Raw genomic sequence first — 20,243 nt, 5'->3', positions numbered from 1 at the left:
GTTATCCGCTAGTTAAGAACGGTATAGCCTCGGTTGATCATACAGTTACGATTCACTTGAAACTTCTGCTGCTCAGATAGCTCGGCGGATTGTCTTTTTTGAGCACCGTGCTTTAAAGCGCCGCTGATAATACCGATGCCAGCACCAATTTTTGCACCATCATGACCACTCCCGCCAGAGACGGCTCCACCAACCGCACCCAGCGCTGCACCCTTAGCGGTTGAACCGACAATATCGCTGCCAAGAGAATCGACCTCTTCAGGCTTCACTTGTTGAGCGTATTGCTCACATTCATACAGATCGGCGTGATACTGTGTTTCATCAACACCTTTAGTATCGACAATAATTTGATTAGCAAATACTGAACTTGATGCTACAAGCAATATCGCTGCGATTGGAGAGAATGGAAATTTCACAATATAGACCTCTAGAGTATTCATTGCATTGTTAAAGTGACGTGTAGTTCTCGATGAAATCAAGGCGACGATCGGTGTACTCACCAGAATCCAACATCTTAGATAACCCGCGAAGCGTGTTGTAAGGCTGAGAAACGGCCACCATGTTAATGAGCCAATACGGAATATCGCCACCTGGATCACTCAATACTCGATAAGAGATATGGGTGGTGTTTTCGTCGATTGGTGTCAGGATCCAACTCGCCTCTAATTCAGCCACTCTGATGATTTTTTTATTATTGTTTGGCAGGTAATCAGGCCTACCATGCTGACCAATGGTGACAACCATCGTCTCTGGATCTTGAGTGATGACGTTCTCTACGATAGCTTCACGATCGGCAACTGGCCAAGGTGCCTTGGTATAGGTTTTGGTGATCGTGTGCGCCGCACTAAAATGCTCTATTTCTTCCATGTCATCGATGTTTTCTACCCATTGCGTGCCAACAGAGGTATCGATAAAGAGTGCGATAATAGAAGTGAGGGACGCGTTGATGTCGCCTTCTGCTCGAAATTCTTTAAAGTGACTGCCTTCAATTTTACGGTTATAAACCTCGATGCCTTTTTTATCGCGTGCCAGTGACCAGCCATCGGTGTCTGATGCAAACACCGAAACTGAACAAGCAAGAAGAAGCAAAGTAATAATCTTATTCATCATGTTAATGAGCGCCCTTTCCAGCTGATTTTATTGGTTTTAGATAAGCGGTAACTGTTCAGCACGAGTAGGCTTTGAACACAAATACCGAAGGGTACGGTTAACGCAAATTTTGCGGGAACAAACAGTTCCTTAACCAAAATGAAGTAGGTGACGATCGACACCAAGAGCATCACAGAGCTGACAATGAGCGAATAAGCATGAATGGCAGACATGTCACTGATGAAGGCGTTCGCCGATACAAGCATCAAAAGCGGTCCCGCCCATGCGATGATGTTGGCTTTGATGAAGACTTTTAAAGCTTGTGCTTGCGATTGACAATTCACAATAAGATTCATGTTTTTGGAAAAGCCAGCCCAGATTGAGTTGAAGTCTGAATACATGTGCGTACTCATTAGTTTGTCTGCAAATGCCCAGAAAATCTTAAATCCATTGACCTTCATGACTTTTGCAAAGGCGATGTCTTCCGATATCGCGTTTGCTACTGCGGCGTGTCCACCGACTGCGTCGTAGGATTTTCGGGTAAACAACATCGCCTGACCGTTAGCAATCGCTTCTTCCTTAGTCATGTCGTTCGAGTTTTTAAAGTTCATATAAGATGCGATCGATAGAAAGATGCCCGGCAAGGTCGCTTTTTCTGCCACAGACGCAAAAGTTTGTTTTGGATTAAACGATAAGAGATCAGTTTTTTGTTGGATAGCAAAGTCGATAACGCTCTGTAGCATCGCGGGTGCTGAATCGGTATCTGCATCAATGAAATACACATATTCACCGCTCGCGTTGAGTGCGCCAGCCATACATGCATTGCTCTTACCAAGCCATCCGGTCGGTAACGTTCTACCTGAAATACAGCGCGCGTTAACGTCGAACTTACTGATCAATGCTTCTACTTTTGCACGGGTTGAGTCAGTAGAAAAGTCATCAACAACAATGACTTCAAACTTGTCTTTTGGGTAGCTCTGCTTCAATAGAGAGCCAAGGCTGATTTCAATATTGTCTTCTTCATTTCGCGCAGGAATAATGACGGAAACAGTCGGCCACTCAGTTCTTTTGAACGATATTTTAGGTTCAATGTGAATACGATGGCGCTCTAAGTTCGCAAGTGTGATTAGAAACTTGACGGTAACGATGCAAAGCAAGGTCGTAATAATAGCTAAAATCATAATGACTGTGGTCGGAATAAAGTGATGGAGAGACAGGAAAGAATATAGTGGAGTGTGACCTAGCGCACATCTTGTATGTAGGACTTAACCCTTCAAACTGGAATGCGCTTCTGTTAGCGTTTGCCTTGGAAAGATGTGAAACAGTGACTGACAGGCGGTAAAATAAGCATTGTATTCACCAGCGACTCTAGCGATATAATCGAACCCAGAACCGTTACTCAAGATAACGAATGATCATAATCCAATAATAGGTACGCCCGACATGCCCCAACAAAACATCAAATTTATCGCGACTGATATGGATGGCACCTTACTCGATGAACACGGAAAGTTAGACCCAGAATTTTTCAACCTTTACGAGCGCTTAGAAGCTCAAGACATTATTTTTGCTGCGGCATCGGGTCGTCAGTACTACAGCTTGATGGAAACCTTTGCCCCGCTAAAAGATCGCATGATGTTCGTTGCTGAAAACGGCACATTGGTGATGCATAAAGGCCAAGAGCTTTACAGCTGCTTACTTGATACTGATGCCATCAAAGAGATCATTAAAGAAGCTCGCGCGATTGAAGGCGCGCATGTGGTGCTATGTGGTAAGAAGTCTGCATACATCGAAACCAAAGATGAGCGTGCTTTAGCTGAGATCTCTAAGTACTACCATCGCCGTGAGCAAGTAGAAGACTTACTGGCGGTAGAAGACGATTTCATCAAGGTGGCTATCTGTCACTTCGACGGTTCACAAGAGAAAGTGAACCCAACTATTGATGCCAAATTCGGTGAGAACTACCAAGTGGTTGTAAGCGCAAAAATTTGGTTAGATGTGATGAACGCTGAAGCGTCAAAAGGTGCGGCGATTAAACATCTACAGAACACATTAGGTTTCACTTACGAGCAGACCATGAGCTTTGGTGATTACCTAAATGACTTGGAAATGCTTAAAGAGAGCTACCACTCTTACGCGATGGAAAACGCGCATCCAAAGTTAAAAGAGATCGCGCGTTTTGGCGCGCCAAGTAACGTTGACGCGGGTGTGTTCCAAGTACTTGAGAAGTTGCTAGCGTAACGCTCTTAAGCTAGATTCGATTTTTATCAAAGCCAACTCGTGAAAATGAGTTGGCTTTTTTGTTGGCTGCTGTTGTATTGAGTTAAATTTGAACGAGTGTTCAGCTTATTGTAGTCTAACCAGAAAGATGGGTATTCACTTTGAATTGGATACGCCTTAGTAACGATATTTGGAATGATTATGAGCAAGAAACTTCAACTTGATATTATTTCTGACGTAATGTGCCCGTGGTGCGTAGTCGGTTACAAAAACTTAGAGCTAGCCGTTGCGGAACTTGGTTTAGAAGACCAGATTGAACTTGAATGGCAGCCGTTTGAGCTTAACCCTGACATGCCGCAAGAGGGCGAAAACCTGCGTGCCCATATCATGAGAAAATACGGTTCTAGCGCAGAAGAGAGCCAACGTTCACGAGAACAGCTTTCGGCTCGCGGCCAAGCGGTTGGTTTCGATTTCAATTTCTATGACAGTATGAGAATGGTCAATTCACGTCATCTACATGTACTTCTCGATTTTGCACTAGCGCACGGCAAACAGACTGAGTTAAAGCTACGCTTCTTTGCTGCTCACTTCACAGAGCAAAAAGACCTGTCCGATCTTGAAGTCATTGCACAAGAGCTTGAAGCGGTTGGCTTAGACTCAACGAAGGCACTGAAGCGCCTAAAGAACACCGACAACTTGAAGCAAATTGAAGCGCAAGAGTTTGAATGGCAACGCATGGGGATCTCTGCGGTTCCTACTGTGGTGTTCAACCGTAAGAGTGCAGTAACGGGCGCGCAGACGGTAGAAACCTACAAGCAGATTCTTCAAGAGCTTATTGCTGAATCATAAACGGATCATTGCTATCAATTAGAGTCTGAATTTCATGGAATCACTGTCACTCGCTCAAGCGCAAAAACTGGTATTGCTTTCGCAAAAGCTGCCGCCTAAGAAGTTGCCACCTAAAAAGCAACGCAATGGGGGCGCTTTGGCGAACACGTTGTCTGCGATTGAAAACCTTGGCTATGTGCAAATTGATACCATCTCTGTGATTCAGCGAGCTCACCACCACACGCTTTGGAATCGCAATCAAGATTACCAACTGAACCATCTTGATAAGCTGTTAGAGCGTCGAGAAGTATTTGAGTATTGGTCGCATGCCGCCGCGTATTTACCCATGCGTGACTTCCGATTCAGCCTACACCGCAAGAATGGCTTTGCGAGCGGTAAGCTCAAGCATTGGTATAAAAAGGATGACGCACTGATGGCTCATGTTCTCAAACGTATTGAGAATGAAGGGCCGTTGATGGCGAAAGATTTTGAAGGGGATAGGCCAAACCCCGGCGGTTGGGGCGGTAAACCGGCCAAGCAAGCATTAGAAACATTGTTCATGCAAGGCGACTTAATGGTGCCAAGCCGAGTTAACTTTCATAAGGTGTATGACCTAACCGAGCGAGTTTTACCGAGCGGAATTGATACCTCTGAGCCGACAGAACAAGAGTACATCGAGCATCTCATAAAGCGTTACTTAGAGGCTAACGGAGTTGGAATAGCGTCGGAAATGAGCTACCTACTCAAGAACACAAAGCCTTTGATTCAGAGAGCACTCCAACAGATGCTTGAAGATAAGCAGGTTCTGAAAGTAGATATTCAAGGCTCTGATTACTATGTCCTGCCAGGTGCTTTTGAACTGCTGAATCAACCTCTTTCCAGAACCAAGCTTAAGATACTGTCTCCGTTTGATAACCTGCTGATTCAACGAAAGCGAATGCAATCATTGTTCAACTTTGATTACCTCCTAGAATGCTATGTTCCAGAGGCCAAGCGTCAGTTTGGTTATTTTAGCTTACCGATTCTGTGGCAAGGTGAGCTGGTGGCACGAATGGATTGCAAGGTCGACAGGAAGAGTGGTTTGCTCAATATCCGTAACTTGGTTGTGGAAGAGCGAATTAAAAACCATGAGTTGTTGGTTCATGCTTTATGCGATGAACTAAAACACTTCATGGTGTTCAACCAATGTGATGAGATGATCGTCCATAACACCACGCCCTCTGATCTTGGCAAGCGCTTGATGAGCCAATGGCAAACAGTCTAGCGGTCTTTGTTGTTTAGAAAGCGCTTAGTTACTCAGCAAACGCAGCTAACAAGAACTCGACAAAGGTTCTGTTCTTCAACGACAGTTGCTTGGTTTTGTAGAGCAAGTGAATCGGCTTTGGTAACGGCGCCATGCCGGGTAGGATTTCCAACAGCGCTCCACGATCAATCTCTTCTGCGACTAAGATAGTCGGTTGCAACAACACGCCCACACCCTGCAGGGCGGCATACCGCAACACATCACCATTATTCGACATCAAGCGCACACGTTCTTTATTCGGTGTGGCGTGAGGAGCTTGGCTGCTGTAACTGAATCCAAGCGATGGGTGTTGTGCCAAGTCTTCTAATACTCTGATTTCAGCATGTTGGTTTAGGTAAGCGGGCGCCGCGCAATAACACATCTCATAATCCCCTAAATACCTTGCGACCAAGCTTGAATCGGACAGGTCGCCAATTCGCACAATCAGGTCAATGTCGGATGAATAAGGGTCGACAAGGTCATTATTCAACATCAGCTCAACGTTGATGGTTGGGTGATGCGCGAGAAACTTAGCTACGATAGGGGCGAGTACCTTGTTTCCATAGGTGACAGGGCAGTTTATTTTTACCGTGCCTTGTGGTTGATTTTCCAAGGTTTGAATCAGGTTCTCTGCATTGCTGATGTCTTCGAGAATTCGCTTACACTCACGATAGTAAAGTTGTCCTGAATCGGTTAACGATTGCTTACGCGTGGTGCGGTGGATCAGCTGAGACTTCAAACTGGCTTCTAAGGAATGGACATGTTTGCTTATCATGGTCGCCGACAGGTTGAAGTGGTTTGCGGCGCTGCGAAAGCTACCTTGTTCCACCACATAGACGAAGACTTTCATGCTGGTTAACTTATCCATTGAACACTTTTGGTTGATAAACAATAAACAAAACGTGAGTTTATCAATTATTAGGGGTTAATTATATTAATGGCAAACCGATAATTAACTAAAATAAGAGCGTGCAATGCCTCAAACGAATGAAACTATCTTTGTTACTGCCGAACTTAAGATCAAAACCAACATAGAACGAGCAGCTGCGCTCGAAGCTATCGAACAGTTTTGTTTAGACATGCAAAGCGAACCGGGCTGCCTCCAAGCAATTGCAACCTATGATCAAAGCCAAAGCGATCGTGTGATCTTGCTTGAGCAATATGCAAACCGCGAGGCGATCAATCAGCACTTTGTGATGCCTCATACCCAAGCGTTTATTGAGCGTGATATTACCGAGTTGGTTCAAGCATTCGAAACGCAACGTGGGCCTATCAAAGCACAAGAGCAGGAGAGCTAAGCCATGAAATGGGGAATTCTAGGAACCAGTTTTATCTCAGGTGTAATGGCGGATGCAATTAAAGGCGATGCTCAAAGCGAGCTGTATGCCGTTGCTGGTCGCACTGAAAAAACACTTAACGAGTTTGCTGCCCAATACCAACCAACACAAACCTTCAACAGCTATGAAGCCTTGATTGAAGATGAGTCGGTCGACATTATCTATATTGCTCTGCCAAACCATGTTCATCATGAGTATGTGATTAAAGCGGCTCAAAAAGGCAAAGCGATCTTGTGTGAAAAATCGTTATCGGTTGATATGGAAAAAACCGAGCAAGCTTTACAAGCCGTGAAAGAAGCGGGCGTATTCTTTGCTGAAGGTCTGATGTATTTAAACCATCCACTTATCACCAAGCTTCATCAAGAACTGGCAACTGGTGAGATCGGCGAAGTGCGCTCAATTCAAGGTTCCTACGTTGCGGCGATTGATCAGTTCGTGAACCCAGCAAGCAAAGGCGCGTTGTACAACCTAGGTTGTTATCCAATGTCGCTGGTTCATTCTGTTGCGCAGCAGCAATTTGGTGAGAGCGTGTTCGATGACGTGCAGATCTCAGCAATCGGTCGACGAGGCGAAGATGGCAATATCTGTGAATCGTCGGCGATGATGCATTTCAACGACCGTTTTACCGCACAAATCCACACTGCTGAAGACCACGGTTTAAAGCATGGTTTTACGATCCTAGGCAGCAAAGGCTGTATCACGCTAGATACTAATCCATGGCTACCGACGGCAGAAAACACGTTTACGGTAGAGATCTATGAAACGTCGACACGTGAAGTGAAAGTCGAAGCGCAAGGTGATGGTTTCCATTATCAAGTGCGCAATATCCGCCAAGCGGTTGAGCAAGGTGATACACAACTTGCTGCGCCAATGGCAACCCACCAAGACTCTCGCGTAATCATGAAGTTATTAACTGATTGGGAACAAGCGGCGAGCTAATGTTTTAGTAAATTCTATACTCGTCTCATGTTTGATCGCCTCGTAAGCTATCAAACATGAGGCGTTTCCTCTATATCTTCCAGTCGACTCTCCCCAATAAATACTTTGCATTTGAAACCGCCACAGTGTCCAATATCAGGTAGTACGAAACTGACCGAAAAACCTTATTTTTTAAGGTGTTAAATAGGACCTTTGCCGCATGCGTAAATCAGATAAGAAAATCGAGAATCAAATCAGAGACGTGTTAACTGACGTTTGTGAAGACACGCTGAAAGGCTTCGATGGTTTTTTATGGGTGACTCACTCGGTCAACTTCTCATCTTTTCCGCAAAGTTTGAAAATTGTCTGTGTATTCGATACCAATCAGGATAGAACGAACTTCTTAAGTGGCGAAGGTCAACAGAGTGTCTCAGGGGCTATTCAACAAGCGTTCAATCAAGTTGGAATTCAACTGAAGAATATCGATAAGCATGTTAGCTACGATACGCAAGAAAATTGCGATCGCGACCATCAAGGGAAGTGGAACAAGAGGCTTTAAGGAGCGTTGTCATCGTTCTTGTTTAGACAGCCTATCCAAATTGAGTTTCAATAGTGTGGCGCTCAAACTGAGATTCGATACAGCAAATCCAAGTCCTATTCTGAGTTCTAGGCTCTGATAACTTCTCATCTTCCAAACCGTATTATTCTCATTTTGAGAAAATCTGAGTTGATTTCTCGTTAGCCGGAGATACTTGGTTTCCAAATAAAATTAAAATCACAAAAACTTATATTTTCCTTAATGCATTGATTTTGAATCGGCATTTGCTCGTTTTACTTGCCACCGATGAAACAAGACAGACGAGCACTTGAACAATAGAGCCATGTAGTCGATACTTTTTTCGTATTTTGATTCCTAAATTGACACGTAAGTTGGCTGACTTTTCGTTTTGTGATTTAAGGCATGACAGTATCGATTAGGAAATTTGAATCATGAAAACCTACATTTCTGGGCTGCTCGCACTCATACCGTCATGTTTAATCGCTGGTTACGCTTTTGCTGTTGGTACAGCGGTTGTGCTGCCAGGGCAACATGAAGTTGGTGTTGATCTTTTGGGCTCCCCACTATCTACGAATGCCGTCATTGATTGGGAAATTTCCAACAGTGATATTGTGTTCGGAGCTTATGCCGACAAAGCCGACAATGAGCGGGCCACGACAATTGGTTATATGTACAACCAAGTCATGGCGATGAACTCGGGTTGGTTGGAGAACGATCTCCGTAACCAAGCTGAGTTAGAAGGCCTCAATTTCGAAGACTATTTCCTGCACTTTTCTGAAGATACTGTCATTGCCGAAGTTGATGAAACTCACGGCGAAAAGACTCTTTTAAACCGAAAACCTATGATCTTGGGTTATACAGCCAGTGAAGACCATGCTGGTTTTTGGCTGTATCAAGAGCCTCCGTGGGATGCCGATGTGTTTGAGAATTTCGAACAGGGTGGGGCTTTGTATGTCTATCATGCTGAGCAGTTCGAACGGCTGACCTTTAAGTTCTCACAGTTTGCTGGCAGCGGCGAATTTTGGATTGAATACCCAACGGCTATTGATTCTCAGGGTAGGGTTTCACAGTGGGAAAGGCTCGATGTAAAGAAAGACAAAACGCTCAGCATGACCAAAAACCAATCGGTGATCTGGAACCTTCCTAATGATTGGGTAAGAGCCACAACTCATGATGGCAGTGGTGCGAGCTATGGTGGCGGCCAGTATTTTGGCTCCACCTTTTTGAGAGATGGTGGGCGCTTATACGTTGTGAGAGTTCGTTGGCAAAGTGAAAACGCCGACGACAGGCCGCGCTTAAAAGAAGTAAAACTGAAAAACAGTTTTCCAACCGTCAAATTAACCGACGCTCCGACTACAACGCCGGACGGCAATGCTATCAGCCAATGGCGAAAAATCCGCGGTTTTGATGTGTCTGCAGACCTAGATGGCGATAACTACTTGTCGCCAAGCGAGTATCGAAATCGAACCAATAAGAACGCAACAGCGCGTTTTCGTTGGGAATCAAGAGTGGTGCCATTTGGTCGAATGTGGAGCGCTAGCTCATCTTGGTCGCTAACGAACGTCGCAAACGCGGATTATCTATCTGCTATTCATCGCTACTACAAGCAAAGCTGGGCAAGCCAAGGTTTGAATGGTGCGTACAACGACGACACAAATAAACTCATTGGTTCGAACCAGTTCTATGTTCATTCTGGTGGGCATGTTCAAGAGTTAGGAGCCGTTGCGGGTTCGAATCAAGCGGATGATCTCTATAAACAACAATTTTCAGCGTTTCTGAAAAATCTATCTGCTTTAGAAAGTGATGCGTCGATTGGGTTGAACATCGGAACCGCGAACTTGCTGGGTCGAAATGGACAGGCTCATCTTAGCGAGGCGGGATCTCTGTATTTACGCGAGCACTACATTTTTCCGTCTACTGGGTTTAGTGGTTACTCGGGGATCTCAAAATTCTGGGATAATTCTGCGCTCGCCTACAATGGGCAAAGTGTTATTTTTCAGGCGACAACGCGTTATGGGCGAGTTCAGTATCTTGGAAATAGTGAAGATAATTGGAAGCAAGACCAATACTCGACCCTAGCGATCTACCACCTCAATCGACACGCTCAACATAGCTACTTTAATCAGTGGAACAATGGTTACGTCTATGGAAGTGGCAATACGACGGCTGACACTTTCTGGCAAAGTGGTGTCCCTAAAAACATCGCCTACCAACCCAGTTCGTTATTGGCCGTTGACTTGGGAGAGCCGAGTCATCAAATCCCACATGGCTTTGCGCCGATTCCTTTGATGCTTTCGACAACGACACCTCAGCCTGCTGACTACACCATCGTTGGCGATTCCTCGATGAACGAAATGGTGCATGCTGATCTGCCCAATGGTATCACTCACGTTCTACCGACGTTCACGTACTTTATGTATCAATCTGAAAATCAGGTGGTTGCTGGTGGCCCTGAGGACATGGTGTTAGCGAGAGAGTTCAGCAATGGTCGTGTGTTGTATCGCACGGATTTCCACGGTAAGAATCCGAGCTTTTATGACGCGGAAAAACTCACCATCGCGCTGGATGTTCCAATGAAACCTGTTGATGCCAACGGTAACGTTGGTGACTATGTGAGTGAAATCGAAATTGGCGGTTATGAAGGGCTGTTCTTACTTTATTAGAACCAATGTGAGTGAGTACTCTCGAACCAGAGCAGACTTGAGCTTAGGTTCGGGATATGAGTTTATTCTTTTTACACTGCTTAAATTCTTTGGCGATCCACGATTGCTCGTTTAAACCATTGTCGATTAGAGCAAAAAGGTAGCCATCGACTTTGCCTGAAGCCGCAGGATATTCTTGAAAAGCGTGCTTAGGGTAGCCGGGGTAATCCATCTCGTATTGAGCGTCTAACTGCTTACCGAGTTGACGCCATTTTACGAATAACTCAGAAGAAGATGTCTCAACCTTATATTGGCCCAAAATACGTTGGTGGTGGGTTAACGCCACTTTAGCGCAGTGATTGGTCTGTACGACTTTTTGTATCAATTCAACTTGTTCTTCACTCATGGTTTTCGCCAGTACATTTTCTTGTTCGATACGCGCCATTCGCTCACCAAACGTTTCAGCATGGGTGGGAAACACAAAAGTAAGCGGTAAAGCCAATACCAAAAGACGCTTGTAGAACATAACCAAACTCGTTAAAAGGATTCGCGGCTATTATGCCGCCCGCCGCCAATATTATTAATCAATATAAACGCTTAATTGTAAGAATTATTTTTATCGAGTAGATAAACAGATGATTTTGGAGTGGTGGTATTCAGGCTCTGAATGTTTGGTTATTTTACGAAGCGACACCGATAGCAGAATCAACCCAATATCTAATCATCTTGATTATAAATGTTGGATATCAATCGAGTGGTAGGAAAAACCGATTGCTTTAGCGGCGTTCAACAAAGCTTGTTGAGTCTTGAATACCCTGGGTTGCATTTTTCTGTCGGATTCAAGAAAGCTGTTTACTCCCCACTTATGACTTTTGACCATTAAGTAATAACCATTAGCTCCAGGGGACACGACACCAATTGCTGCTTTCAGGTCGCCACGACTGAAATGTTTTTTGAACTCACGTAATACCATATCAACATCCTTATTCGATGATAAAAAAAGGGAGCGCATTGCTCCCTAGTTAGTGCTTTTCTTAATGTTTACAAGAATGCGCGGTATGGCAGTTCTGGATCATTTGTGAAGATGTCTGCAAAGCCACGGAAGTGCTGGTAGTGCATGCGGCCTTTATCTGTTGGGTATGTGTATTTACCACCAACTTGCCAGAAGAAAGGTGCGAAGCCGTATTGAAGACGTTCTTTCTTCATGTTCCACAGCATTTCGATTTCACGCGGGTCATTTTGGAAGTTAGCCCAAATGTCGTGGTGGAACGGAACAACTACTTCACAGTTCAAAGACTCAGCAGCACGAAGAATGTCTGAAGATGTCATTTTGTCTGTTACGCCACGTGGGTTCTCACCGTAAGAAAGCAGTGCAACGTCGATCTTGTGGTCATTACCGTGTTTAGCATAGTAGTTTGAGTAGTGAGAATCACCAGAGTGGTAAACTGAACCGCCTGTTGTTTCTACTAGGTAGTTCACTGCACGGTCGTCCATTCCGTCTAGAATTTCTTTGTCTAGGGAAGATGTTCCTTCAGGAAGTGTCACTAGAGCTGTACGGTCGAATGCGTCAAGAACCTTGATGTTCACGTCTTTGATTTTGATCTCGTCGCCAACTTTAGCAATAACACACCGATCTTCTGGCACACCCCATTTCATCCATAAATCAACACACGCTTTAGGGCCAATGAATTTAACGTGGTCGCCGCAGTTTTGTAGAACTGCCGCTGCAACGTTGATATCAATGTGGTCGCCGTGGTCATGAGATGCCATAACTGCATCGATCTCTTTGATAGCGAAAGGGTCCAATGGGAAGATCGCGGTACGTAGGTTTGGTTGAAGTGCTTCCACACCGCCCATACGCATCATTTGGTGCTGGTTTTTCATTTTTTGAACGGCTTGTGTTTTTTTACCAGTACCACACCAGAAGTCCATTGATAGGTTTGCACCTTCTTCTGATTTTAGCCAAATACCTGTACAACCCAGCCACCACATAGAAAACGTACCCGGTTGCACAACTGTTTGTTCAATCTCTTCATTTAACCATGTGCCCCACTCAGGGAATGTATTTAGGATCCAAGACTCGCGAGTGATTTCGTTTACATTGCTCATGATAATACCTTTTATTTCAATAATTTGATTAATTTTGGATGTAGGGAGCCGAGCGCCTTAATTTGGATTAAGGCACTGAGCTAAATTTATTATTATTGGTGGGCTAGTTAGCCCTGCGATTTAAACTAGGATGACTTGCGTCCCTTGAGCTTCAATCAGTTTTACGACTTCGGGATTGGCGTCTTTACCGGTGATGACAATGTCTATTTGCTTGGTGCTGCAAAAGAGCATTCCGGTACGTTGTCCAACTTTTGAGCTATCGACCACGACGACAAGCTTATCGACCTGTTCGAGCATTTGTTGTTCGGCTACGGCCGTTAACATGTCGGCTTTGTACAGCCCGGCATCGGTTAAGCCTTTACCTGAGGTGAACATCCAGTTTCCCGCATAGCCGCCTAATGAATTAGGGGCAGGGTTTAGAAAGATGTTCTGCGCTTTGTTGTATTGACCACCAATGATGATGACATCGTCATGATCTTCGTTGATCAAGTAGCTTGCGAGTGGAAAGTAGTTCGTTACGATTTGAACGTCATCGCCACATAATTGCTGACCGAGTAGGAAAGCCGTCGAACCACAGTTGATCACGACTGTATCGCCAGCCTGACAAAGCCCTGCAGCTGCTTGAGCAATCTCTGATTTCTCTTCATAGAACTCAGTGCTGTTGATATTCAGTGGTGACCACTTTCTCTTCTGAGTTTCTACTCGTTCCGCACCATTTCGAATTTTTCTAAGTCGGCCAACTTCATCTAACTTAGCGATATCGCGCCTAGCAGTAGCAGGAGAAACGCTAAATTTATCAATAATATGAGAGACGTTGATTGTCTGCATATCTTCTAACAGCGACAAGATGCCGTTATGTCTTTGTACTTCATTCATATTTATCACTCTTTTTGTCGTTGTGACAATTTAATGATTACTTTTGATTTGTTTTGATTCTAATAATCACCATCATGATTGTCAAACCACATCGCTATAAAAACCAGACATTAATCACAATGTTTTATAAGTGGTTGATTTCATTGTATTTATAATTTTTACGTGTGATCTAAAGCTCAATTAAGCACATTCTGGGTGTGGTTAATTGATATAAATCAAAGTAATCACAAGTGAGCATTGAATGATTACTTTTGATTGGTAAAGTCTAGTTCGTGAGCAAAACTAGACATCATCACATCCTACAAACCATTAAAATTAAAAATTAATCAGGGGTAAAGATATGGAATTCTTATACGATATTTTCTATATTTTTTACAGTCAGGTAATGACCAAAGCACCGTTGCTACTCGGTCTTGTTACTTGTCTCGGCTACATCCTTCTAAAACGTGACGCAACAACTGTTATCTCCGGCTCTATTAAAACCATCGTTGGTTTCATGATAGTGCAGGTAGGTGCAGGAACATTGGTAGCGGGTTTTAAACCGGTTATTGAAAAAATGAGTGAAATACATGGATTAACGGGATCGGTAATCGACCCGTACACCTCCATGATGTCCACCATGGAAACCATGGGCGACAACTACTCTTGGGTTGGGTATGCAGTATTACTGGCTCTTGGGCTAAACATTCTACTTGTTGCCTTCCGACGTATTACGGGTATCAGAACCATCATGCTGACTGGGCATATCATGTTCCAGCAAGCTGGCCTCATTGCTGTTTTCTACTTCGTGCTTGGTGCAGGTATGTGGGAAACCATTATTTATTCAGCAATATTGATGGCGTTGTACTGGGGTATCTCCTCAAACATCATGTTCAAGCCGACTCAAGAAGTCACTGGTGGTGCGGGTTTCTCGATTGGTCACCAACAACAGTTTGCTTCATGGGTAGCCACCAAGGTTGCACCGAAGCTTGGCGACAAGAACGACAGTGTTGACCACATCAAACTGCCTAAGTGGTTACACATTTTCCACGACAGTATCGCTGCAACAACGTTAGTAATGACTGGCTTCTTCGGCATTATTCTTCTTTCGTTCGGTCTTGATAACCTTCAGGACATGGCAGGTAAAACGCACTGGTTTATCTACATTTTTGAAACTGGTTTGAAATTTGCTGTTGCCATTCAAGTCATCGTTACTGGTGTTCGCATGTTCGTTGCGGAACTGTCCGAGGCATTTAACGGTATTTCTCAACGCCTTATTCCTAACGCTGTTTTAGCAATCGATTGTGCGGCTATTTACGCCTACTCTCCTAACGCAATGGTATTTGGTTTCATGTGGGGCGCAGTGGGTCAATTCACCGCTGTTCTTGCAATGCTAGCGTTTGACGCACCAATCATGATCATTCCTGGCTTTATCCCAATGTTCTTCTCGAACGCCACTATCGGTGTGTTTGCTAACCACTTTGGTGGCTGGAAAGCGGTGATGAAGATCTGTTTCGTGATGGGCATCATCGAAGTGGTTGGCTCTGCGTGGGCAATCCATATCTTCGCTCAATCAGGTACTGAGTTTAATGGCTGGATGGGCATGGCTGACTGGGCTCTGGTATTCCCACCAATCATGCAAGGTATCTCAAGCTCTAGCATGTTCTTCTTTGTGATTTTGGCTTTGGCTGGCATCTACATGTACTTCGCTTCTAAGCAACTACGAGCTGAAGAAGACGCAGAAGCTGCTGCTGAAACAATGACCGCAGTAACGCCTGAAGGTATTGAGGTTGAAGTCGCGGTTCCACAACAATCGACAGCAACCGCTGAAGCACCATCTGTTTCAACAACGGCAGCTTCTACAACATCAGAAACTCGAATCTCACCAGCCGCTGACCAGAAACCGGTTCGTGTCTTAGTGTGCTGTGGCTCAGGACAAGGTTCTTCAATGATGTGCTCTAAGAAAATCAAAGAGTATTTGGACAAGAAAGGCATCCCAAGCTCGACCTTTAACAGCGCCATCACTGATTACAAATCACACCTTGGTTCATTCGACATCATCGTTACTTCGGTTGCTCTTGCAGCGAAGATCACGGGTCTGCCGGAAGGTAAGCAACAGTTAGCGGTTAAGAACATGATTATGGTGAAAACTTTCGGCGACGAGCTTGTTTCCATCATCGAGAACAACTTCCATAAATAATTAAAAACGGCTCAGTGGTGTCGCACTGCTGAGCCAATAAAAACAATTATATAAGTGAGCAATAACATGAACTTAAAAGAATCTCTTATCAAGAATAACTCTATCCTACTGAATGCAAAAGCAACCGACTGGAAAGCGGCGATCAAGCTTGGGACTGACGCATTGGTAAAAGCGGGCGTGGCTGAAGAGCGTTACTACGACGCGATTACCAAAGCGATTGGTGAAGAAGGCCCTTATATCTGTATTCACGATGCGTTCGCACTGCCACATTGCCGCCCTGAAGACGGTGTTATTCGTACTGGGTTTGCGCTAACCGTGCTTGAAACGCCAATTACGTTTGAAGGTGTTGATGAGCCTGTAGATGTGCTGATAACACTAGCGGGTAAGGACTCAGAAGAGCACATCGAAGGCACCATGCAAGTGGCGAACTTGATTGAATTCGATGAAGACTTCTCAAAACTTCGCGCGTGCAAAAGCCCAGAAGAAGTGGCGCGTTTAATTGATGCTGCATTGCTTCAAGCGGAAGCGGCGTAAGGAGGCAACGATGTCTAAATATAGCCAATTGAAACAACGTGTTTTAGAAGCCAATTTGCAACTTCCGAAATACGGTTTGGTGACATTTACTTGGGGTAATGTCTCTGAGTTTGACCGTGTTAACGGAGTGATAGCGATTAAACCATCAGGTGTCGAATACAGTGATATGACGGCTGAAGACATGGTGGTCGTCGATCTCGAAGGCAAGGTTGTTGAAGGGAAACTCAATCCTTCAAGCGATACCGCAACGCACTTAGAGCTCTATAAAGCTTTCCCTGAAGTGAGTGGCATTGTTCACACGCATTCACGCAGTGCCACCATTTGGGCACAAGCTGGTATCGACATCCCAGCCTTAGGCACCACTCACGCTGATTATTTCTACGGTGACATCCCATGTACACGTCGATTGTCTCACTCTGAAATTTCTGAAGAGTACGAGAAAAATACTGGCTTGGTGATTATTGAAGAGTTCAAGCAACGTCGAATCGATCCAATGGCCGTTCCAAGTGTGATTGTTGCAGGACATGCGCCGTTCTCTTGGGGCAAAGATGCCAACGACGCCGTTCATAACGCGGTGGTATTAGAAGAAGTGTCGGCAATGGCGTTGGCAACGCGCACCTTGAATAGCGGCATCAAAATTCAGCCAGAACTATCCGACAAACACTACTTACGTAAGCACGGTGAAAATGCTTATTACGGCCAACAGTAAATCGGATTTCGTTTAAGTAAGTCGTTTCTATTCGAAGTAGCTTCAATATTGATTAGGCCCGACTTCAGGGAATAAGTAGAGGACTCTATGTATAAAGTGCTGGCGTTAGATCTCGATGGAACCGTGTTAAAGGATGATCACACGATTCATCCAGAAGTAAAAAAGGCGATTCAAGAAGCCAAACAAAGTTGTCACGTCATGATTGTTACTGGCCGACACCACACAGCAGCACGACCTTACTATTACGAATTGGGGCTAGATACTCCAATCATCTGCTGTAACGGCACTTATGTTTATGACTATCAAACTGAAACGGTATTGACTCAAAACGCCATAGAGAAAGATAAGGCACTTACTTTCATTAACATGGCTGACGAGTTTCAGCTCAAGATGGTGATGTATATAACTCATGCCATGACGTACTCACAGTACAACCCATTTGCCTACATGTTGGCATTGGAAAGCTGGGCTGAAACGGCACCAGAGCAACATCGCCCACAAATTTACCAAGTGGAATCATTCATAGAAACAGCTCAACAAGCTGAACACGTTTGGAAGTTTGTGGTAGAGGGGAGCCAAGATTCCGTCGACCGTTTGATGCAACACCCATGGATAGGAGAGAACTTCAACGGTGAGCGTTCTTGGTCAAACCGAATCGACTTTGCTGCAAAAGGTAACAGTAAGGGCCTACGCCTTGCAGAATACATCGCAGAACTCGGTTATCACGCCGATGACGTCATTGCCGTCGGTGATAACCACAACGACATATCCATGATTAAGTACGCCGGATTCGGTGTAGCGATGCTCAATGCTGATGACATCGTCAAATCACACGTTCAACGCGTGTGCTCAACAGATAACAACCATGATGGCTTAGCCCGTCTAATACGTGAACAAATTAAAGGATAACAACATGACTAAACCAATGATTCAGATCGCCCTAGACCAAACAAATCTTCCTGCCGCAATTGAAGTGGCAAACAACGTTGAAAGCTTTGTTGATGTGATTGAAGTGGGCACTATTTTGGCTTTTTCTGAAGGGATGACAGCGGTTTCTACCCTTCGTAAAAACCACCCAGACCATATCCTTGTGTGCGATATGAAAACCACCGATGGCGGCGCAATTTTGGCTCGAATGGCATTCGAAGCGGGTGCTGATTGGATAACCGTTTCTGCGGCTGCACACATCGCAACCATTGGTGCGTGTAAGAAAGTCGCTGACGAATTTAACGGTGAAATACAAATCGAAATTTACGGCAATTGGACAATGGACGATGCTCAATCTTGGGTCGACCTAGGTATCTCTCAAGCTATCTATCACCGTTCTCGTGACGCTGAATTAGCTGGTGTGGGCTGGACTGAAGAAGATCTTGTGAAGATGCGTGCATTGTCTGAAATGGGCATCGAGCTTTCTATCACAGGTGGCATCGTGCCTGAAGACCTTTACCTATTTGAAGGCATTAAAGCGAAAACCTTTATTGCAGGTCGCGCACTTGCGGGTGAAAAAGGTAAAGAAACAGCAGAAGCACTAAAAGCTCAGATCGACCGTTACTGGAATTAGGAGGCGTTATGTACCAAAACTTATTACGCCACCGAGTAGGGCTTTATGAGAAGGCCCTACCTAACGAACTCAGCTGGGAAGACAAACTGGCAACAACCAAAGAGCTCGGCTTTGATTTTCTTGAGATATCGGTAGATGAATCAGACGAGCGCCGTAGCCGTTTGGATTGGAATGACGATGAAGTGTATGTCTTACGTCGCCTGTGTGAAAAGCATGGTGTACCGCTGCAATCCATGTGTTTAAGCGCGCATCGCAAGTTCCCATTTGGATCTGCAGATCCGGTGATTCGTGAACAAGCGGCTATCCATATGGAAAAAGCGATCTCACTCGCTTACAAATTGGGTATTCGTACCATCCAATTGGCTGGGTATGACGTTTACTACGAGCCTGCGGATAAGGTGACTCACCAGAGGTTCATTGAAGGCATGAAGCTTTCTGCGCAGTTGGCGGAAAGGTCGGGCGTTATGCTCGCTGTGGAGATCATGGATACCGATTACTTGAACTCTTTGAGCAAGTTTGAAGTGCTGAGTCGTGAAGTCAATTCACCGTATTTCACGGCGTATCCAGATGTGGGTAATATCTCCGGTTGGAATTACGACATAGTGACGGAACTAAAGTTGAGCAAGCCTCATATCACTCAGATCCACCTCAAAGACACTTATAAAGTGACTGACGAATACAAAGGTCAATTTCGAGACTTAGTGATTGGTGATGGTGAAGTCGACTTTAATGCCATTTTTGAAACGTTGAAAGAGACTGAGTGCGTCGTACCACTCGTGATTGAGATGTGGGCTCAAGATGAACGTTGGAAAGAGAATATACTTACGGCACAAAAACGACTGAATGATGTTTGTGTGCAAACGGGTGTTCCGATGTTGTTTGACCACTAACTCTACTTAGAATTATTAACTAGTTTCTCTTTGCGTTCTCGGTGCTCCTAACGAAAAGAGAAAATGCAGCATATTGCCCCCCAATATGCTGCATTTTTATATCAACATGTCGCTCTAAACTGTTGAAGCTGAGGTTATGTCAATTTCGAAATAGTGGCTGTTCTTAAACAGCAATAGTCACATGATCACGGCCCACTTCAGCCATCTGAATCAGGTAGTCTGTGTGGTACTTCTTTTTGATGACGATTTGGCTACCGATTTCAGCAACAATCTTTACCACTTCCAACGCATCAGAAGGATGCAATGAAGAGTCTTTTGAAATTTCGATATTAACGCCTAAATTTGCCAATTTGATGATGTCGCTAGAATGCATGATGATGTCCAAGATGTTTGATTTTCGTGGACTATACCATCTTCAATTTATGCAACTCTACTCTGCCTATCCTAAAATTTCGGTCGATGCTCTCAATCTATGATTCCAATATGTAAGTAGTAGATCTAACTCACAAA

At 44.6% G+C, this 20,243-nt stretch carries 22 protein-coding genes; 13 read left to right on the top strand and 9 right to left on the bottom strand.

From position 1 onward, the window contains the following. Positions 1 to 8: 8 nt before the first annotated feature. From AB4371_RS18075 to AB4371_RS18065, 3 genes are read right to left on the bottom strand one after another with little or no spacing between them, the layout of a single operon-like run. On the bottom strand, positions 9 to 416 hold the full coding sequence (locus tag AB4371_RS18075; protein WP_029235181.1) for a glycine zipper family protein: 408 nt from the start codon (positions 414 to 416) through the stop codon (positions 9 to 11). Positions 417 to 447: 31 nt separating this feature from the next. After that, positions 448 to 1,110 (bottom strand): START domain-containing protein, encoded by a 663-nt coding sequence (locus AB4371_RS18070; RefSeq protein ID WP_017069715.1) that lies wholly within the window; start codon positions 1,108 to 1,110, stop codon positions 448 to 450. Further along, positions 1,107 to 2,270, bottom strand: a complete 1,164-nt coding sequence (locus tag AB4371_RS18065; protein WP_017064013.1) for a glycosyltransferase family 2 protein — start codon at positions 2,268 to 2,270, stop codon at positions 1,107 to 1,109. Before AB4371_RS18065 ends, AB4371_RS18070 begins: the two co-directional genes overlap by 4 nt. 262 nt (positions 2,271 to 2,532) lie before the next feature. Between AB4371_RS18065 and AB4371_RS18060 the strand changes: the two genes are divergently transcribed. The 3 genes from AB4371_RS18060 to AB4371_RS18050 all read left to right on the top strand — a co-directional run bounded on the left by AB4371_RS18060 (position 2,533) and on the right by AB4371_RS18050 (position 5,401). After that, positions 2,533 to 3,330, top strand: coding sequence for a Cof-type HAD-IIB family hydrolase (locus AB4371_RS18060; protein WP_372103764.1), 798 nt, complete (start codon positions 2,533 to 2,535; stop codon positions 3,328 to 3,330). 180 nt (positions 3,331 to 3,510) lie between these two features. Beyond that, positions 3,511 to 4,158: a DsbA family oxidoreductase gene (locus AB4371_RS18055; protein ID WP_017060931.1), complete on the top strand. Its 648-nt coding sequence runs from the start codon at positions 3,511 to 3,513 to the stop codon at positions 4,156 to 4,158. Between the two features lie 34 nt (positions 4,159 to 4,192). Beyond that, a complete protein-coding gene (locus AB4371_RS18050) occupies positions 4,193 to 5,401 on the top strand; it encodes a winged helix-turn-helix domain-containing protein (RefSeq protein WP_372103762.1) in 1,209 nt (402 codons plus the stop codon). A 28-nt stretch (positions 5,402 to 5,429) separates the two neighbouring features. Here the strand turns inward: AB4371_RS18050 and AB4371_RS18045 are convergent, their stop codons facing one another. After that, a complete protein-coding gene (locus AB4371_RS18045) occupies positions 5,430 to 6,287 on the bottom strand; it encodes a LysR substrate-binding domain-containing protein (protein WP_017069718.1) in 858 nt (285 codons plus the stop codon). A 106-nt stretch (positions 6,288 to 6,393) separates the two neighbouring features. Here AB4371_RS18045 and AB4371_RS18040 point away from each other — a divergent pair, with 106 nt between their 5' ends. From AB4371_RS18040 to AB4371_RS18025, 4 genes are all read left to right on the top strand, one after another. Then, on the top strand, positions 6,394 to 6,717 hold the full coding sequence (locus tag AB4371_RS18040; protein WP_102320689.1) for a putative quinol monooxygenase: 324 nt from the start codon (positions 6,394 to 6,396) through the stop codon (positions 6,715 to 6,717). Positions 6,718 to 6,720: 3 nt separating this feature from the next. Then, a complete protein-coding gene (locus tag AB4371_RS18035; protein ID WP_102394247.1) occupies positions 6,721 to 7,695 on the top strand; it encodes a Gfo/Idh/MocA family protein in 975 nt (324 codons plus the stop codon). A gap of 199 nt (positions 7,696 to 7,894) precedes the next feature. After that, complete coding sequence (locus tag AB4371_RS18030) at positions 7,895 to 8,233, top strand: hypothetical protein (protein WP_017060926.1); 339 nt, start codon at positions 7,895 to 7,897, stop codon at positions 8,231 to 8,233. Positions 8,234 to 8,664: 431 nt separating this feature from the next. Next, positions 8,665 to 10,896: a hypothetical protein gene (locus tag AB4371_RS18025; RefSeq protein WP_372150433.1), complete on the top strand. Its 2,232-nt coding sequence runs from the start codon at positions 8,665 to 8,667 to the stop codon at positions 10,894 to 10,896. A 43-nt stretch (positions 10,897 to 10,939) separates the two neighbouring features. On the opposite strand, the gene AB4371_RS18020 is transcribed toward AB4371_RS18025, so the two are convergent. The 4 genes from AB4371_RS18020 to ulaR all read right to left on the bottom strand — a co-directional run bounded on the left by AB4371_RS18020 (position 10,940) and on the right by ulaR (position 13,860). Further along, a complete protein-coding gene (locus tag AB4371_RS18020) occupies positions 10,940 to 11,401 on the bottom strand; it encodes a hypothetical protein (RefSeq protein WP_372150432.1) in 462 nt (153 codons plus the stop codon). A gap of 204 nt (positions 11,402 to 11,605) precedes the next feature. Continuing rightward, a complete protein-coding gene (locus AB4371_RS18015) occupies positions 11,606 to 11,848 on the bottom strand; it encodes a hypothetical protein (RefSeq protein WP_017064006.1) in 243 nt (80 codons plus the stop codon). A 68-nt stretch (positions 11,849 to 11,916) separates the two neighbouring features. Continuing rightward, positions 11,917 to 12,984, bottom strand: coding sequence for an L-ascorbate 6-phosphate lactonase (gene ulaG, locus AB4371_RS18010; RefSeq protein WP_017060922.1), 1,068 nt, complete (start codon positions 12,982 to 12,984; stop codon positions 11,917 to 11,919). 120 nt (positions 12,985 to 13,104) lie between these two features. Next, the gene (gene ulaR / locus AB4371_RS18005; protein ID WP_017064005.1) at positions 13,105 to 13,860 is read right to left on the bottom strand and encodes an HTH-type transcriptional regulator UlaR; all 756 of its coding nucleotides are present in this window, start codon (positions 13,858 to 13,860) and stop codon (positions 13,105 to 13,107) included. 340 nt (positions 13,861 to 14,200) lie between these two features. Between ulaR and AB4371_RS18000 the strand changes: the two genes are divergently transcribed. The 6 genes from AB4371_RS18000 to AB4371_RS17975 all read left to right on the top strand — a co-directional run bounded on the left by AB4371_RS18000 (position 14,201) and on the right by AB4371_RS17975 (position 19,733). After that, positions 14,201 to 16,039 carry a PTS ascorbate-specific subunit IIBC gene (locus AB4371_RS18000; RefSeq protein ID WP_017060920.1) on the top strand — a complete coding sequence of 613 codons (1,839 nt, stop codon included), beginning with the start codon at positions 14,201 to 14,203 and terminating at the stop codon, positions 16,037 to 16,039. Positions 16,040 to 16,105: 66 nt separating this feature from the next. After that, positions 16,106 to 16,573, top strand: coding sequence for a PTS sugar transporter subunit IIA (locus tag AB4371_RS17995; protein ID WP_017092749.1), 468 nt, complete (start codon positions 16,106 to 16,108; stop codon positions 16,571 to 16,573). 10 nt (positions 16,574 to 16,583) lie between these two features. Continuing rightward, complete coding sequence (locus AB4371_RS17990) at positions 16,584 to 17,282, top strand: L-ribulose-5-phosphate 4-epimerase (protein WP_017064003.1); 699 nt, start codon at positions 16,584 to 16,586, stop codon at positions 17,280 to 17,282. 87 nt (positions 17,283 to 17,369) lie between these two features. Beyond that, positions 17,370 to 18,191, top strand: coding sequence for a pyridoxal phosphatase (locus AB4371_RS17985; RefSeq protein WP_017064002.1), 822 nt, complete (start codon positions 17,370 to 17,372; stop codon positions 18,189 to 18,191). Between the two features lie 4 nt (positions 18,192 to 18,195). After that, positions 18,196 to 18,843, top strand: coding sequence for a 3-keto-L-gulonate-6-phosphate decarboxylase UlaD (locus AB4371_RS17980; RefSeq protein WP_102394250.1), 648 nt, complete (start codon positions 18,196 to 18,198; stop codon positions 18,841 to 18,843). A gap of 8 nt (positions 18,844 to 18,851) precedes the next feature. Further along, the gene (locus AB4371_RS17975; protein ID WP_017065671.1) at positions 18,852 to 19,733 is read left to right on the top strand and encodes an L-ribulose-5-phosphate 3-epimerase; all 882 of its coding nucleotides are present in this window, start codon (positions 18,852 to 18,854) and stop codon (positions 19,731 to 19,733) included. A gap of 163 nt (positions 19,734 to 19,896) precedes the next feature. Here the strand turns inward: AB4371_RS17975 and AB4371_RS17970 are convergent, their stop codons facing one another. Continuing rightward, a complete protein-coding gene (locus tag AB4371_RS17970; RefSeq protein ID WP_009845895.1) occupies positions 19,897 to 20,106 on the bottom strand; it encodes a hypothetical protein in 210 nt (69 codons plus the stop codon). Positions 20,107 to 20,243: the final 137 nt, after the last annotated feature.

Source organism: Vibrio sp. 10N.261.51.A3 (assembly GCF_041471965.1).
Classification (GTDB): Bacteria; Pseudomonadota; Gammaproteobacteria; order Enterobacterales; family Vibrionaceae; genus Vibrio; species Vibrio crassostreae_C.
This window is presented reverse-complemented; position numbering and strand designations above follow the sequence as displayed.